The sequence below is a fragment of the Mesorhizobium sp. P2_D5 genome, from assembly GCF_056404355.1.
The window spans coordinates 1,235,322-1,250,522 of sequence record NZ_JBFUEE010000001.1 but is presented as its reverse complement, the minus strand read 5'-3'; the positions used below and the strand labels follow the sequence as shown (position 1 = coordinate 1,250,522).

Below are 15,201 nucleotides of genomic sequence, written 5' to 3'. Positions count from 1 at the left end.
CGTACACGCAGTTTCTCGTTCTATCCTTGGCCAAGTCGGGCGGATGCTAGAAGATCTTCCCCGGATTCATCAAGCCTTGCGGATCGATCGCGCCTTTCAGCGCCGCCATCGGGTCCACCGCGCGGTCACCGTGCTCGGTTCGAAGATAGGCCTTCAACGGTATCGGCAGCCAGTCCTTCCCGGCAAGCTCTTTCTCGGTCAGCCCACCGCCTCGTCCTTCGCGCGCGTTCCACCGCCTTGGTCGCCGTCTAGCTGAATCCGGCTTCGCGCACGGTAAGCGCATCCGAGCGCGCTCCTAACGCGCCGATGTGGGCTGACCAGTGATGAGGCTACTTTCGCTGTTCCGTCATCCGCCCGCTAGATGCTCGCTTTTCGCTGGATTGAAAATCCTTCAATATTGGAAAGATCCACTTCAGAATTGAGGCGATTTCCGGATCGATATTCCAATTTGAGATGCCTTTCATCGATTCTTTAGAAGATGGTTTCGTTGAGGTTGCGCGATTCCGTTGCTAGCGTTTGAAACGCTTCAAAAGGAGCCAGGTTGTTGCAACGCAAGCGCCCCACAATAGCGGATGTCGCACGAACCGCCGGTGTCTCCATCGGCACGGTCTCGAACTTCATCAACGGAACTGCGGCTCTCAAGGACGGCACGCGAGACCGTATCGAAAAGGCGGTAGCGGCCTTGATGTACCGTCCAAGTTCGTTTGCGCGCTCCCTTCCCGGCCGCGCACCGCAGCGGCTAAAAAATCTCGATCATTTGCCTAGACTTCTCGTCGCGGGCCGGGTGAGCGTCGACTTCCTGTGCCGCGTCGACGTGCTGCCGCACCGCGACGACCGGATAACCGCAAGCCACATCGAAAAGGCGTTGGGTGGTCCCGCGGCCAATCTCGCGGTCGCCGCCGCCGGCGTTGGCGCGCCCTACGCTCTCGACGTCGAATTGGCGACTGCAGTCGGCCAGGACGCGGAGAGCGACTGGGCATTGGGCGAGCTTTCCAAACTGGGTGTCCACGCCCTACCCATCCGCAGCACGCCGAACAACCGGCTGTCACAGGCGATCGTCATCATCGAGCGCAACGGCAGCCGCACCATCATCAGCGAGCCGTTCGAGCTGGGCGAGGTCGACCTTACGGCCAACCTCGATATCCAGCCCGAGCAGCGCCCGACGTGCCTGCACATCGAGGGCTTCCACTATGAAACGATGACGGCGTCCATAGCTCGTTTTCACCAGGCGGGCTGGAAGGTGAGCCTGCATTCGCCCGGCCTGCCCAAAAGCGCGCGCACGCCTGAGGTCTTTGCGCAGATGGTCAAACAGATCGACCTCACCTTCATCAACGACGTGACGATCAGGGAGATCTACGGCTTCGGCGCGCGCATGGCGTCTATGATTGATGAGGTGCGGCAGGTGCTGTCACGCATCAAACCACGCGGGACGGTCGTGCTCACCTTGGGGGAATTCGGCGCAGTTGTCTTTCCGGCTACGGGCGGACCGCAGATCGAAGTGCCGGCGCTGCCGGTCAACCGGGTGGACGCGACCGGCGCCGGCGACAGCTTCGCCGGCATCTTCCTCAGTCTCTGGCTGCATGGCGCGTCGCTGGAGACGGCCGCCCGCTACGCCGCGACCGGCGCAAGTCTGACGACGACGGTCGAGGGCGCGCAGGGATACATTGCCGACTTTGCCACGCTGAAGGCCGCCGCCGCGGCCAACAACGACGCGGTAGCAAGCTAGATCAATGGCTTACCAGACCCGCGCCACCCAGAAAGCAACAGGCTGACCAGCCAGAATTGGAGAACGTCACCATGACCAAAGCAAAAGTCCTGCTGGTCGGCGAGAGCTGGATGAGCTCGGCGACGCATTACAAAGGCTTCGACCAGTTCAGCAGCGTCACCTTCCATCTCGGCGCGACGCCGCTAGTCAACGCCTTGAAGGACAGCGAATTCGACCTTGACTACATGCCGGCCCACGAGGCCGTCGAAAAGCTGCCCTTCACCATCGGAGGCCTGTCGCAGTACAAGGCGATCATCCTCTCCGACATCGGCGCCAACTCGCTGCTGTTGCATCCCGACGTCTGGCTGCATGGCAAGACGGTGCCCAACCGGCTCAAGCTGCTGCGCGATTGGACGCATGCCGGCGGCGGCCTGGTGATGATCGGCGGCTATTTCTCCTTCCAGGGCATCGACGGCAAGGCGCGCTGGCATCGCACCGCGGTCGAGGAGGCGCTGCCGGTGACCTGCCTCCCTTATGACGATCGGCTCGAAATTCCCGAAGGTTTTCGGCCCGAGATCATCGGCGCCGCGGATCATCCGCTCTTTGCCGGCATAAAGGGCGAATGGCCGATCCTGCTCGGCGCCAATGAGGTCATCGCACGCGATCGCGGCGACGTCGAGATCCTGGCGCGGCTGCCGCAGGACCAGGGCGGCCATCCATTGCTCGTGACCGGGCGTCATGGCGAGGGCCGCACGCTGGTGTGGACATCGGATATCGGCCCGCACTGGCTACCGAACAGCTTTGTCGAATGGCCGGGATATGCGCGCCTTTGGACCAACGTGCTGCGCTGGGTCAGCAAAGCTGCTTGAGCCAATCCATCACCGCCGGAGCAACTGCCATGACGGCACCCTTTCTCGTCGCCAGGAACATCGCCAAGCGCTTCGGCGCGTTGACGGCGCTTGCCGACGTCGACCTTGAAATCCGCTCCGGCGAAGTGCTGGCGCTGCTTGGCGATAATGGCGCTGGCAAGTCGACCTTCATCAAGATCCTGGCCGGCGCTCACCCGCCGAGCGATGGCGAACTCGTCATCGAGGGCAGCCCGGTCGTCTTCTCCTCGCCCAAGGACGCGGCCGCGTCGGGGATCGCAACGATCTTCCAGGAACTGGCGCTGTCAGAAAACCTGTCGATCGCCGAAAACGTCTTTCTCGGGCGAGAATTGAAACGCTCCATTTTTGGCATCCCATTCCTCAAGCGCAAGGAAATGCGCCAGCGCGTCGATGGTCTCCTGCAGGAACTCGACGCCCATATTTCCGATCCTGAAGCTCCGGTCGGCAGCCTGTCCGGCGGTCAGCGCCAGGCCGTCGCCATCTGCCGGGCGCTTAATCTGAACGCCAGGCTGGTGATCATGGATGAGCCCACAGCCGCCCTTGCCGTCGCCGAAACACGCAAGGTGCTGGCGCTGACGCGGCGGCTCGCTGCGCGCGGCTGCGCCGTGGTGCTGATCAGCCATAACATTTCCGAAGTCTTCGAGGTTGCGGACCGCATCGTGGTGTTCCGGCGCGGCCGCAAGGTGGCCGAACGGCTGGCCGCCGAGACCAACCACGAGGAAGTCGTTTCGCTCATAACGGGCGCCCATCCCGACGTGCGGGCGCTCGAAAAAACAACATGAAACGCGCGTCATTCCAGCGAGGATCAAACACAATGCTTTCGCAGTTCAAAAAAGCGCTCGCCGTCTCCGTACTGTCGCTCGCCATTGCCTCGGCCGCGTCCGCCGCCGATAAGCACAGGATAGCCTTCGTGCCGCAGCTGATCGGCATTCCCTATTTCAACGCCATGGAAGCCGGCGGCAACCGCGCCGCCAAGGATCTCGGCGTCGACTTCATCTATTCCGGCCCCGTCGACACCAATCCGGTCGACCAGTTGCAGATCGTCCAGAACCTGATCGACCAGGGCGTCGAGGCGGTCTCGGTCAGCGTGCTCGATGCCTCCAGCATCGCCCCCGTAGTCGAGAGCGCCAAGGCGAAAGGGATAAAGCTGTTCACCAGCGACAGCGATGCGCCCGACAGCGGCCGCGCCGTCTATGTCGCGCAGGCAACCGATGAGGGCCTTGGCACCACAATCATCGACGAACTCGTCAAGCGCGTCGGCGAAGACGCAACAATCGGCATCGTCTCCGGCGAGGCGACGGCGTCCAATCTCAACGCCTGGATCGGCTTCATGCAGAAACAGGCCGCCGCCAAATATCCGAAGCTGAAGCTGCTCGACCCGCAATTCGCCGGCGGCACGGCCGAGCGCGCCGCGCAGATTTCCGGCGACCTGATGGCGGCCAACCCCGACATCAAGGCCATCATCGCCGTTGCCTCCTCGACCTGCCCGGGTGTCGCCCAGGCGATCGAGACCGCCGGGAAAATCGGCTCCGTCATTGGCGCCGGCTATTGCAGCCCCAACACCGCGCGCTCCTACCTGAAGAGCGGTGCCTTCGGCTTCACCGTGCTGTGGGATCCCGAGCAGCTCGGCTATCTCACGGTCTGGGCTGGCAAGCAGCTCATCGACGGCAAGGCTTTCGAGGCCGAAAACAAAATTGCCGGCCTGGAGAAGCCCGCCACCTATGACGCCGCCAAAGGCATCTTGTTGCTCGGGCCGCCAGCTGTCTTCACCAAGGACAATGTCGACAAGTTCAACTTCTGAGCCCTGACGTGAGCGCGGTGCGACAGTCTGGAAACGGTGTCATCTCCATGAACGGGCGGGAGTGGTCTCTGCTTGTCGCCTGTCTGCTGGCGATCGTCGTCTTTGCTGTCGCATCGCCGCACTACGCCACCTCCGGCAATGCGGTCACCGTGCTGCGCAACAGCGCCGAACTGCTTTTGATCGGCCTCGGCATGACCCTGCTGCTCGCCATGGGCGGCATCGATGTGTCGATCGGCATCGTCATGGGTCTGGCGGCCATTGCGATCGGCCGCATGCTCGGCACCGACGGCAATCCGCTGCTGGCGCTTGTCGTCGGCCCGTTGGTCGGCGCGCTGCTCGGCTGTGTGACCGCCGCCGTCGTCGTCCTCGGTCGCGTTCCGGCCATTGTCGGAACGCTCGGCCTGCTCGGCATCTACCGCACCGCCGTGTTCGTGCTGCTTGGCGGGCAATGGCTCTCCGGCCTGCCCTCGACCCTTACCGATCTGCTCGCCGCGAGTGTGCTCGGCATTCCTGTCCCCGCCCTGGTGATCGCTGCAGCCTATTTCACGGTCTGGCTGGCGCTGCGGCGCACCCCCTATGGGCTGCATCTGCTGGCGATCGGCAATTCGGAGGAGAAGGCGCGGCTCTCAGGTATCCCGGTGGTCAAGGTTCGCTTCATGACCTTCGTCGTCAGCGGTATCCTGACCGGCATCGCCGCCACCTTCTACGTCGCAACCTACCGCAATGTCGAAATGAGCATCGGCAGCACGCTGGCGCTTGACGCCATTGCCGCGGTCATCCTCGGCGGCACCAGCATACTGGGCGGCCGCTGCAGCCTGCTCGGCACCGTGCTTGGCGTGCTGCTGCTCAGGATCCTCCAGAACGGCCTGCTTCTGATCGGCATCCCTTCGCTCTGGCAGCCTGTCGTCACCGGCGTTCTCATCATCGGCGTGCTTGGCTTCGAAGCCATTTCCAATCGCCTTCCGCTGACCCGCTTCCAGCGAGCCCGCACATGAAGACGCTGCGCAATCTGCAAGGCCCGGCCCTTACGCTCGCGCTTCTGTGCGGGCTTTGGCTGATCGTCATTGTCGGCTTGGCTGTGCTCAAGCCCGCGGTCTTCAACCTTGGCACCGTCACCACCATCCTCCAGTTCTCGACCATTCTGGCGCTGGTCGGGCTTGGCCAGGGCCTGGTCATCCTCGCCGGCGGCGCCGGCATCGACCTGTCGGTCGGCGGCGCGGTTTCGCTCTCCGCCATCATCGCCATGCTGTCGCTCAAACTGGGTTTGCCGCCGGTGCTGCTGCCGCTAGCTTGCGTCCTGGCCGGCGCACTGCTCGGCGCCCTCAATGGCGTGCTGGTCAACCGGCTCGCGCTTCTGCCCTTCATCGCGACGCTCGGCACCTTCTTCGTCTATTCCGGCACAGCGCTTGCCGTTACCGGGGGTGCGGCTCAATCCGGCGTGCCGGCCTGGCTGCTCGTGTGGGGGCGTGGCGTCGTCATAGGCATCCCCATGCCGTTTCTCACCCTCGCCATCCCCTGCTTTGCGCTCGCCGGCCTGGTGCTGATGTCGACCGCCTGGGGGCGTTGGATCTACGCCATGGGCTTCAATGAACGTTCGGCCAGGCTGGTCGGCATTCCGGTCGATCGCGTCCGCCTCATCCTCTATGCGCTGAGCGGTGCGCTCGCCGGCGCCGCCGGCCTTGTCTCGCTCGCCTGGCTCGGCAGCGGCAGGCCCAATATCGGCCAGAACCTCGAACTGGAATCGCTCACCGCCGCGATGCTTGGCGGCATCGCTATCACCGGCGGGCGCGGCGGCGTCGGCGGCGTGTTCGCGGCCGTGCTGCTTTTGGTCACGCTGAAGACCGGCCTGCTGCAATTGAACATCAACACGGTTTGGCAAGTGGGGATTGTCGGCGCCCTTCTGGTGTTCGTCCTTCTTGCCGACCGGCTTTCCCAACGTTGGAGATCATGATGCCTTCCATGGAAGAGACTATCGCCGCCCGCGTCGAGGCAGCGGCCGATCGTATCGTCGAAACGCTGAGCGATCTCGTCGCCTTCCCCTCGATCGTGAAATCCAATCCGAAGGAGGCCGGGCCGGGTGAGCGTGATTGCCAGCTCTATCTGCAAAAACGCATCGAAGCGCTCGGCTTCACGTCCGATCTCTGGGATCCGGACGGCCCGGCGCTTTATGAAAAATACAAGGGACGTGCCGGCGCCAACAAGGGCAGGACCTTTGACGGCCGGCCCAATCTCGGCGGCGTCCTGAAGGGTACCGGCGGTGGGCGTTCGATCATGCTCACCGGCCATATCGACGTCGTGCCGCCGGGCGCCGCCGGACACTGGGCAACCGATCCGTTCCAGCCCGTGCTGAAAGACGGCTTCCTGCACGGCCGTGGCACCGTCGACATGAAGGGCGGCGTCGCCTGCATGCTGATGGCGGTCGAAATCCTAAGGGAGCTGCAAATCCCCCTTTCCGGAGACATCGTCTTTACCACTGTCGTCGACGAGGAGATCGGCGGCATGGGCTCGCTTGCCATGGTCGACCGCGGCTTTCACGCCGACGCCGGCATCATGACCGAGCCGACGGCAAACAGGATCGCGCCGCTCTGCCACGGCATACTGTGGGGCAGGATCGTCATCGACGGCATAGGTGGGCATGCCGAGCTGACGCCGAATGCCTGGTATTCGAGCGGCCCGGTCGATGCCGTGCAGTTGTGCCGGCAAATCCTCGACGGCATCGACATCCTCAACCGGCGCTGGATGTTCGACCCGAAAAAGAACCATCCGCTGATGGATTTGCCCAACCAGATCATCGTTACTCAGATCAATGCCGGCGAGCACCCCTCCTCCATGGCCGGGCGCGGCGAGATCATCATCGACGCGCAGTACCTGCCGAGCGAGCATGACGAATTCAGGTTGGGCGGCAACGTCAAGCGCGAGATCGAAGAGCATATTGCCCATGTCTGCCAGGCGGACCCTTATCTGCGTCTGCACCCTGCCCGCGTCGAATGGATTCTTGATGCCGACTGCGCCGAAATCCCCTCCGACAGCCCGTTCGTGAGTGTCTTCCAGGAAGCTGTGAAGGACGCCAATCTGTCGCCGGTGCTCAGCGGCTTCGGCGCGCACAGCGACATTGGCCTGCCGACCGGCCTCGGCAACACGCCGACGGTCAACTTCGGCCCGGGCGACCCGGCGCAGGCGCATCAACCCAATGAGCGTGTCTCGGTGCGAGACCTCGTCGATTGCACCAAGGCGATCGCCATTGCCGTCGAAAAGTGGTGCCGCTAGCGAACCTCGCCCCCTTGCTGTCGACGTATTCTTGCACCTGGGAGGGGCTGCAAAACGGCCTTGAGGGCACCCGATCCCATGAAATTCCCCGATGCTTTTTGAATTTCCGGCGATGATCGTCGCATTGGTGGATATGGTACCGATTTGCCAGCCATGGCCTGCTAAGAGTACGTGAAAACAGATCAATAAATCTCTACCCCCCACTACTACCTTTAGACATGATGTCTCACCTCCCAATATCCGTTAAATTCAAGTACGCCGCAGCGTTGCTTGGCATTCAAGCTACCGCTGGACTAAAGGGGCGCGTTATGCACCAAGTCAAAGTCGTTTGCCCTAACTGCCAGATGCCGGGCGCTGGACCCCTGAGGATGAACTGCACAAAGTGCGGCGGAACCGGCTTTGTCTACGAGTCGAGAATGGATCCCGGTCCAGCTAGGGGCTTCCTCCGGCTGGTTGTTATTGGCGCCGCTATCATGCTGACCTATTGGTACGTTACCGGCATCACCTACCATGGGTATTAAACCGCTAAGCGCCTTCCGCCTCTGCGCTATCGCCGTTGACGGTCGGGGTGCATTTCCCCTCATGCGCGCGATCCCAGACTGACGCGCGAAAAATCCGCCTGACTTGGGCGGGTTCGCGGCGCATCTCTACACCTTAACGGAGACGCCGAAGCCTGCCCGTGGCGTCATAGCACATCGTCGAGTGAAACAACATTGCGCTCGTTGGCCCACCAGCGGATTTGATTTGCTTGGTGATCCCCCAACCTTAGGGCAAACTACCTGCCGGGGCTCCAGGAGGAGAAATGAGAGCACGCGCTGCAACGCTCGGGGATCTCGAGGATGTCTTTCGCGGCCTGTCCAAGCGGATGTCGGACGAATACGTCGCTGCCGGCAAGGACAGCAAGATCGCTTACGACAATTTGATGATGAACTTGAAAGAAGGCCGTGCGCATGCGCTTGTCGAGGGCGACAAGACCGTGGCGATCATCGCCTGGCATGAGAACAGCGACGCTGCCAATACGCTGTTCGCCGCACAGGAGGATTTCTTCCGTGCCGCGACCATTCGCTTCTGCAAACGGCATATCAGGCACATCCAGGCACTCGCCGGCAACCTGCCCATTCACTCGCGCAGCTGGCTCCAGGGGTCGGATGTCGCAAGATGGTTTCACCTGATCGGCTATGTCGAACGCGGCCAGGAGAACGGCGCCACTGTCTTCGAGCTGCCGCCGGCTCGCGGATAGAAATCCCGGTGTCGGTAGAGGTTCGATCGGCCGCATGCCTTGGTGATCAATGGATATTTTCACGCTTCGTCATCCTGGGCGGCATAGCAAGGGCGAAACCACGCGGCCCAGACCATCCGCGGCTTGAAACGCGGCAAATGAAACTGAGACGATGCGCCGCGTCCTGAGCGATCAGGCTGTCGGCGAGCGACGGCAAGGCGATTCGGCCACGCTATGCCCAGTTGCGACGTCACGCCCCACCGAAAATCGCCGCCCGGGCGACCAATCCACGTTCGGCATCATTTTTCCTCCACGAATTCGTTCCATGATGGATGGTCCACGGCCGCCTTCGGGCAGGTGTGCCCAGGATTATCCGAGATCAAAGACGGCCAGGGCACGAATCAAAAAAGTCGGCGGCACGCTGCGGCGGAAAGGTGTAGAAGACCGTGCCGAACGCATCGAGGGCAGTGCGATCGGGTTGCGCTCGGCAAGGCTTGATGATTTGTTGCCGCTATACGGAGAACGAGTAATGCGTGAGCCTGCCGGTCAAGACGAATATGGGTCGACCAATCCCTTCGACCCGGACGATCTGCCGACGTTGAACGCGATAGGTCCAAGCATGGGAAGCGGCAACGACTTCGAGAAATATGCGGTTGCCGTGATCATCGTGTTCGGCGCGCTGATCATTGGTGGGTTGATGGCCGCGTCGATGACCTTCGGGCACCGCAATGGGTTCCTCTTTGCACTTGGCGGCGCCACATCGGCCTGGATATCGGGAAACGCGCTGCTGCTCGACCGGCCGCGCATTTACGCGCTGTTTGTCGGCATCGCCGCGTTGTTGCTGATAGCGTCGACCGTCACGCTGATTTCGTGACGGTCCGGCTTGTGAATTAAGACATCAATATCCGAGTGCTTCGCCCGATGCGGCGCGGCTGTCGATAGCGCCATTGTAGCGCGCGCCGCCGCCCTTCTCGATCTCCGCCAGGCTCTTGCCACCAACCAGGATGCCCGCAGCCTGGCCCCAGGTCTTATCACCGAGATCTAGGTGGTAGCCCATGCCGGCCAGCAGTTTTTCGGTATCCGGCGACAGGCCGAACGGCTCGATGTAAACGGTGTCGGGGAGCCATTGGTGGTGGATGCGCGGCGCGTCGATCGCCTCCTGGATGTTCATGCCATGGTCGACGACGTTGACGATGGCTTCCAGCGTGATGGTGATGATGCGCGAACCGCCCGGGCTGCCGATGACCATGAACGGCTTGCCGTCCTTGGCCACGACGGTCGGGCTCATCGACGACAGCGGCGTCTTCTTCGGCTGGATGGCGTTGGCCTCGCCCTGGACCAGACCATAGAGGTTAGGCACGCCGGGTTTCTGGGTGAAATCGTCCATCTCGTTGTTGAGCAGGATGCCGGTGCCGTCGGCGACGACGCCGGCGCCGAACGAGCCATTCAGCGTATAGGTAACAGCGACCGCATTGCCGTCATTGTCGATGATCGAATAATGCGTCGTCTCCTTGCTCTCGCCAAAGCCCTTCGGCATCAGGTCCTGCGACACGCCGGCCCGGAACGGATCGATCTTGTCGCGAATGTCCTTGGCATAGGCCTTGTCCAACAGTTTCGAGACCGGGTTGTCGACGAAATCGGGATCGCCGAGTGCTGAATTGCGGTCGACATAGGCATAGCGCATCGCCTCGACCATGACATGGACCGTGTCGGCGGAACTGGCGCCGAGATAAGACAACGGATAACCTTCCAGCACGTTGAGGATTTCGCAGATGATGACGCCGCCGGAGCTTGGCGGCGGCGACGATGTGATCTCATAGCCGCGATAGGTACAGGTCACGGGCTTCAGTTCGCGAACCGCATATTGCTCGAAGTCCGACTTGGCCAGGATACCGCCCTTGGCGCCGCTTGCCTTGACGATGGCGTCGGCAATGGCACCTTTGTAGAAGGCATCAGCGCCTTTCTCGGAAATGGCGGCGAGCGAGGCGGCAAGGTCCGGCTGGACCAGCCGCTCGCCGATGCCATAGGGCTTGCCATCGGGTTTCAGGAAGATGGCGGCAGCCGCGGGATCCTTCGCCAACCTGTCGGCACTGCCGGCAAAGGAGGCGGCGTCGCCCTGATTGAAGATGAATCCATCCTTGGCATAGCTGATCGCCGGCGCCATCAGATCCTGTCTGGACAAGGTGCCGTATTTCTCGCGCGCCGTCTCGAAGCCGGCAACGGAACCAGGCACGCCGACCGCGAGATAGCCGTCGAGGCTGGCGCCCTTCACCGGGTTGCCGTCCTTGTCGAGATACATGGTCTTGGTCGCCGCCAGCGGCGCCCGTTCGCGAAAGTCGAGGAAGGTCGATTTGCCGTCCTTGAAGCGGATGGTCATGAAGCCGCCGCCGCCGATGTTGCCGGCATTGGGGTAGACGACGGCGAGCGCATAGCCGACGGCGACTGCCGCATCGATCGCATTGCCGCCCTTCTTCAGGATCTCGACACCGACTTCAGACGCCAGATGCTGGGCTGTCACCACCATGCCGTGCTCGCCCTTGGCCGGCGCGGGTGACGCGGCGAAGGCGTTCGTCAAGGGCGCCAGGACGAAGGTGATGGAAAGACTGGCGGCGATCAGTGTTCGACGGTTGAGAGGCATGGCGGTTCTCCGGGCGGGGGGACGCCTAGAAGAACCCGTTGGGATCGCCGAGTCCACCCGTCAATGATGGACCAGACGGATCAATTGAGATGTCAGACAATGCCACCCGAGCCGCCGGCGACCGCCGGGCGTTCCGCGGCCACCTTGGCGCGGTAGCCTGCCGCCCGGTAGGCGGCGACCGGATCGATGGCGCCACCGGTCTTCAACCGCGCCATGGCGAGGATAGGCTCGACATCGGTGCGGTAGGCGGCTTTCAGCGTCTGCGTCGCCATCAGCGCGTCATTGCCGTCCTGATAGACTTCCAGCGCCCTGCGGTCGACCAGCAGCGCCTGCGCATAGGCGCGCTGGACCTCGACCGCCGACAGCATCAGGCTTTCGATAGGGTCGGTGACGTTGTGGCTCTGGTCGAGCATATGGGCCGGGTCAAAACCTTCGGCGCTGGAAAGTTCGGCATCGACCAGTTCGTTGAAGACGAGGAACAGCCGGTAGGGATCGATCGAACCGGCATCGAGGTCGTCGTCGCCATATTTCGAATCGTTGAAATGGAAGCCGCCGAGCTTCTTGAACTGGATCAGCCGCGACACGATCATCTCGATGTTGACGTTGGGCGCGTGGTGACCAAGGTCGACCAGGCAGAACGCTTTGTCGCCCAGTTCCTGCGCGATCATGTAGTTGGTGCCCCAGTCCTGCACGACGGTGGAGTAGAAGGCCGGTTCGTACATCTTGTGCTCGGTGAACAGCTTCCAGCCGTCCGGTAGTCCGGCATAGACCTCTTTCATGGCGTCGAGATAGCGCTCGAAGGCTTTGGCGAAATTGACCTGGCCGGGGAAGTTCGAACCGTCGCCGATCCACACCGTCAGTGCCTTGGAGCCAAGCGTCTTGCCGATCTCGATGCATTCGAGATTGTGCTCGACCGCTTGCCGGCGCGTGCCGGCATCGGCGTGCGACAGCGAGCCGAATTTGTAGGAAAGCGTCTGGCCCTTCGCATCGGAGAAGGTGTTGGAATTCATGGCGTCGAAGCCGAGGCCGAAGCGCGAGGCCGCCTGCTTCAGCCGGTTCGGGTCGGCCTTGTCCCACGGAATGTGCAGGGACACCGTCGGCGTCGCCTGCGTCAATTGCCTGATGACGGCGCAGTCCTCGATCTTGTCGAAAATGTCGCGTGGCTCGCCGGCACCGGGAAAACGAGCAAAGCGGGTGCCGCCGGTGCCGACGCCCCAGGACGGGATCGCCACGGCGAATTTCTCGACCTTGTCGCGGATGGCGTCGATGGCGATGCCGCGACGGTCGAGGCGCCCGCCGAGCGAGGCGTAATCACGCTCGAGATCAGCCTTGCGCGCGGCATTGTCCTTGTCGACGACGTCGGCGGAGATGATGGATTCGGACACTGTTGTTTCCTCCCAGATAGCGTTCGGTCGCCGCTGCCCCTCATCCGCCTGCCGGCACCTTCTCCCCGTATAGAGACGGGAGAAGGGAAGCGCTCCGGCACCGACTTCAAACGATTATCGCGTAAAGCTCTGGGCGTTGCCGGCGTCGACATTGATGATGTTGCCGGTCGACTTGGCCGACATGTCGGAGGCGAAGAAATAGATGGCTTCGGCGATGTCCTCGGGAAACACCGAGCGCTTCAGCATCGAGCGCGAGCGGTAATGCTCCTCCAGATCGTCGGTCGACATCTTGTAGGCGGCGGCGCGCTGTTCCTTCCACTCGCCGGTCCAGATCTTCGACCCGCGCAGCACAGCGTCCGGGTTGACTACATTGACCCTGATGTGCGCTTCCGCGCCCTCCAGCGCCAGGCAACGCGCCAGATGGATCTCGGCAGCCTTGGCCGTGCAGTAGGCTGCGGCATTGGGCGAGGCGGCGAGGCCGTTCTTGGAGGCGACGAAGACGATGTTGCCGCCGATCTTCTGCACCCTGAACAGCCGGAATGCCTCCCGCGAGACCAGGAAATAGCCGGTCGACAGGATGTCCATGTTCTTGTTCCACAGCGCCAGCGTCGTCTCCTCGATCGGCGCCGAGGACGCCAGGCCGGCATTCGACACAAGAATGTCGATGCCGCCGAACTCGACCGCCGTATCGGCGAAGCCCGCGATCACTTGATCCTCCGAGGTGACGTTGATCAGCACCGACCGGACGAAATCCTTGCCGTAGGCCTTGGCCAGTTCGTCATTGGCGCTGGCGAGCGCTGTCTCGTCGATGTCGGCCAGCACGACGCAGGCGCCTTCGCGCAGCAGCCGGTTGGCGGTTGCACGGCCGATGCCGCCGGCCCCGCCGGTGACCAGCGCGATCTGGCCAGCGAGCGCCTTGGGCTTCGGCATGCGCTGCAGCTTCAGGTCCTCGAGCAGCCAGTATTCGATGTCGAACGCTTCCTGTGCCGGCAGGCCGACATAGGACGATACAGTCGAGGCGCCGCGCATGACATTGATGGCGTTGACATAGAATTCGCCCGAAATACGCGCCGTCGCCTTGTCGCCGGCGAAGGTGAACATGCCGACGCCAGGCATCAGGTAGACGACGGCATTGGGATCGCGGATGGCGGGCGAATCCGGATGCTTGCAGCTGTCGTAGTAGACCTGGTAGCCGACGCGGTAGGCGGCGACATCGTCGGCGAGGCGCGCGATGACGGCATCGACATCGGGCTTTGCCGGATCGAATTCGATCACCAATGGGCGGATCTTGGTGCGCAGGAAATGGTCCGGGCAAGAGGTGCCGAGTGCGGCCAGCGGCCGCAAATCCCTGGAGTTGACGAATTCGAGTACGGCGGCCTGGTCGTCGAAATGGCCAAGCTTGTGGCTCTTTTCCGAAATCAGGCCGCGGATTTTTGGCATCAGCTTGGCCGCGATGGCGCGGCGTTCGGCGGCGTCGAGCGACTTGACCGCTTCACCGCCGAAGATGGCGAGGCCTTCGGAGCGGCGCTCGAACCATTCGATCGCCTGATTGATCACCGAGATCGTCGTCTCGTAGCATTCTCGAGGGGTGTCGCCCCAGGTGAACAGGCCGTGGCTTTCCAGGATGACGCCCTTGGCGGCGGGGTGTTCGAGGCAGAACTTCTCCAGCCATAGGCCGAGTTCGAAGCCCGGCCGCTTCCACGGCAGCCAGCCGATGGCGTCGCCGAAGATCTCCCTGGTCAGGGCCTTGGAATCCTTCGCGGCGGCGATGGCAATGATCGCGTCGGGATGCATGTGATCGACATAGGGTTTCGGCACGAAGGCATGCAGCGGCGTGTCGATCGAGGCCGCGCGTGGGTTCAGATTGAACGTGCAGTGCGGTAGGAAGCCGACCATCTCGTCTTCATGCGCGAGGCCGCGGTAAAGCCCCTTCAGCGCGCGCAGCTTGTCCATGTAGAGGGTGGCGAAACCATCTGTTTTAATCGAGGCGCTGTCGCCGCCCGAACCCTTGACCCAGAGCACTTCGACGTCCTCGCCGGTGAGCGGATCTTTCTGCCATATCTTCGAGGAAGTGTTGCCGCCGCCATAATTGGTGACGCGTTTATCGGAACCGAGCGTGTTCGAGCGATAGACCAGCCGCTCCGGCTCACTCATCGATTGGGCCTTGGCCTCGTCCCACAGATTGGCGAGGCGCGCGCCGGTGCGCTTGTCGAGCATGGATGATCCTCCCGAAGGCACGCAAACGGTGCGGCCCATTTGGTCCGAATTTCCACGGAAGCGTCCGACTTGTCAATCACAA

13 protein-coding genes are annotated in these 15,201 nt (G+C 62.5%); 9 read left to right on the top strand and 4 right to left on the bottom strand.

Translation table 11 applies throughout. The features are described 5' to 3' along the window. Positions 1–46: 46 nt before the first annotated feature. A complete protein-coding gene (locus AC1DYW_RS05930) occupies positions 47–157 on the bottom strand; it encodes an FAD-linked oxidase C-terminal domain-containing protein (protein WP_477225398.1) in 111 nt (36 codons plus the stop codon). Between the two features lie 387 nt (positions 158–544). On the opposite strand from AC1DYW_RS05930, the gene AC1DYW_RS05925 reads away from it, so the two are divergent. The 9 genes from AC1DYW_RS05925 (at position 545) to AC1DYW_RS05885 (ending at position 9,753) form a co-directional block, all read left to right on the top strand. Next, positions 545–1,726 carry a carbohydrate kinase family protein gene (locus tag AC1DYW_RS05925; protein ID WP_477225397.1) on the top strand — a complete coding sequence of 394 codons (1,182 nt, stop codon included), beginning with the start codon at positions 545–547 and terminating at the stop codon, positions 1,724–1,726. Positions 1,727–1,797: 71 nt separating this feature from the next. Next, positions 1,798–2,574: a glutamine amidotransferase gene (locus AC1DYW_RS05920; protein ID WP_477225396.1), complete on the top strand. Its 777-nt coding sequence runs from the start codon at positions 1,798–1,800 to the stop codon at positions 2,572–2,574. Between the two features lie 29 nt (positions 2,575–2,603). Continuing rightward, entirely contained in the window at positions 2,604–3,374 is a 771-nt protein-coding gene (locus AC1DYW_RS05915) for an ATP-binding cassette domain-containing protein (RefSeq protein WP_457151008.1), read from the top strand. A 32-nt stretch (positions 3,375–3,406) separates the two neighbouring features. Further along, positions 3,407–4,393, top strand: coding sequence for an autoinducer 2 ABC transporter substrate-binding protein (locus AC1DYW_RS05910; RefSeq protein WP_457151007.1), 987 nt, complete (start codon positions 3,407–3,409; stop codon positions 4,391–4,393). Between the two features lie 47 nt (positions 4,394–4,440). Next, positions 4,441–5,388 (top strand): ABC transporter permease, encoded by a 948-nt coding sequence (locus tag AC1DYW_RS05905; protein WP_477225395.1) that lies wholly within the window; start codon positions 4,441–4,443, stop codon positions 5,386–5,388. Next, a complete protein-coding gene (locus AC1DYW_RS05900) occupies positions 5,385–6,344 on the top strand; it encodes an ABC transporter permease (RefSeq protein WP_457151005.1) in 960 nt (319 codons plus the stop codon). Before AC1DYW_RS05905 ends, AC1DYW_RS05900 begins: the two co-directional genes overlap by 4 nt. Continuing rightward, positions 6,344–7,660 (top strand): M20 family metallopeptidase, encoded by a 1,317-nt coding sequence (locus tag AC1DYW_RS05895; RefSeq protein ID WP_477225394.1) that lies wholly within the window; start codon positions 6,344–6,346, stop codon positions 7,658–7,660. Before AC1DYW_RS05900 ends, AC1DYW_RS05895 begins: the two co-directional genes overlap by 1 nt. Before the next feature lie 802 nt (positions 7,661–8,462). Then, complete coding sequence (locus AC1DYW_RS05890) at positions 8,463–8,900, top strand: hypothetical protein (RefSeq protein ID WP_095082202.1); 438 nt, start codon at positions 8,463–8,465, stop codon at positions 8,898–8,900. A 598-nt stretch (positions 8,901–9,498) separates the two neighbouring features. After that, on the top strand, positions 9,499–9,753 hold the full coding sequence (locus AC1DYW_RS05885) for a hypothetical protein (RefSeq protein WP_206073701.1): 255 nt from the start codon (positions 9,499–9,501) through the stop codon (positions 9,751–9,753). 24 nt (positions 9,754–9,777) lie between these two features. Here the strand turns inward: AC1DYW_RS05885 and ggt are convergent, their stop codons facing one another. The 3 genes from ggt to AC1DYW_RS05870 all read right to left on the bottom strand — a co-directional run bounded on the left by ggt (position 9,778) and on the right by AC1DYW_RS05870 (position 15,119). Further along, positions 9,778–11,517, bottom strand: coding sequence for a gamma-glutamyltransferase (ggt, locus tag AC1DYW_RS05880; RefSeq protein WP_477225393.1), 1,740 nt, complete (start codon positions 11,515–11,517; stop codon positions 9,778–9,780). Positions 11,518–11,609: 92 nt separating this feature from the next. Continuing rightward, positions 11,610–12,902 carry an L-rhamnose catabolism isomerase gene (gene rhaI / locus AC1DYW_RS05875; protein WP_477225392.1) on the bottom strand — a complete coding sequence of 431 codons (1,293 nt, stop codon included), beginning with the start codon at positions 12,900–12,902 and terminating at the stop codon, positions 11,610–11,612. Positions 12,903–13,016: 114 nt separating this feature from the next. Next, positions 13,017–15,119: a bifunctional rhamnulose-1-phosphate aldolase/short-chain dehydrogenase gene (locus tag AC1DYW_RS05870; RefSeq protein WP_477225391.1), complete on the bottom strand. Its 2,103-nt coding sequence runs from the start codon at positions 15,117–15,119 to the stop codon at positions 13,017–13,019. Between the last annotated feature and the right edge of the window lie 82 nt (positions 15,120–15,201).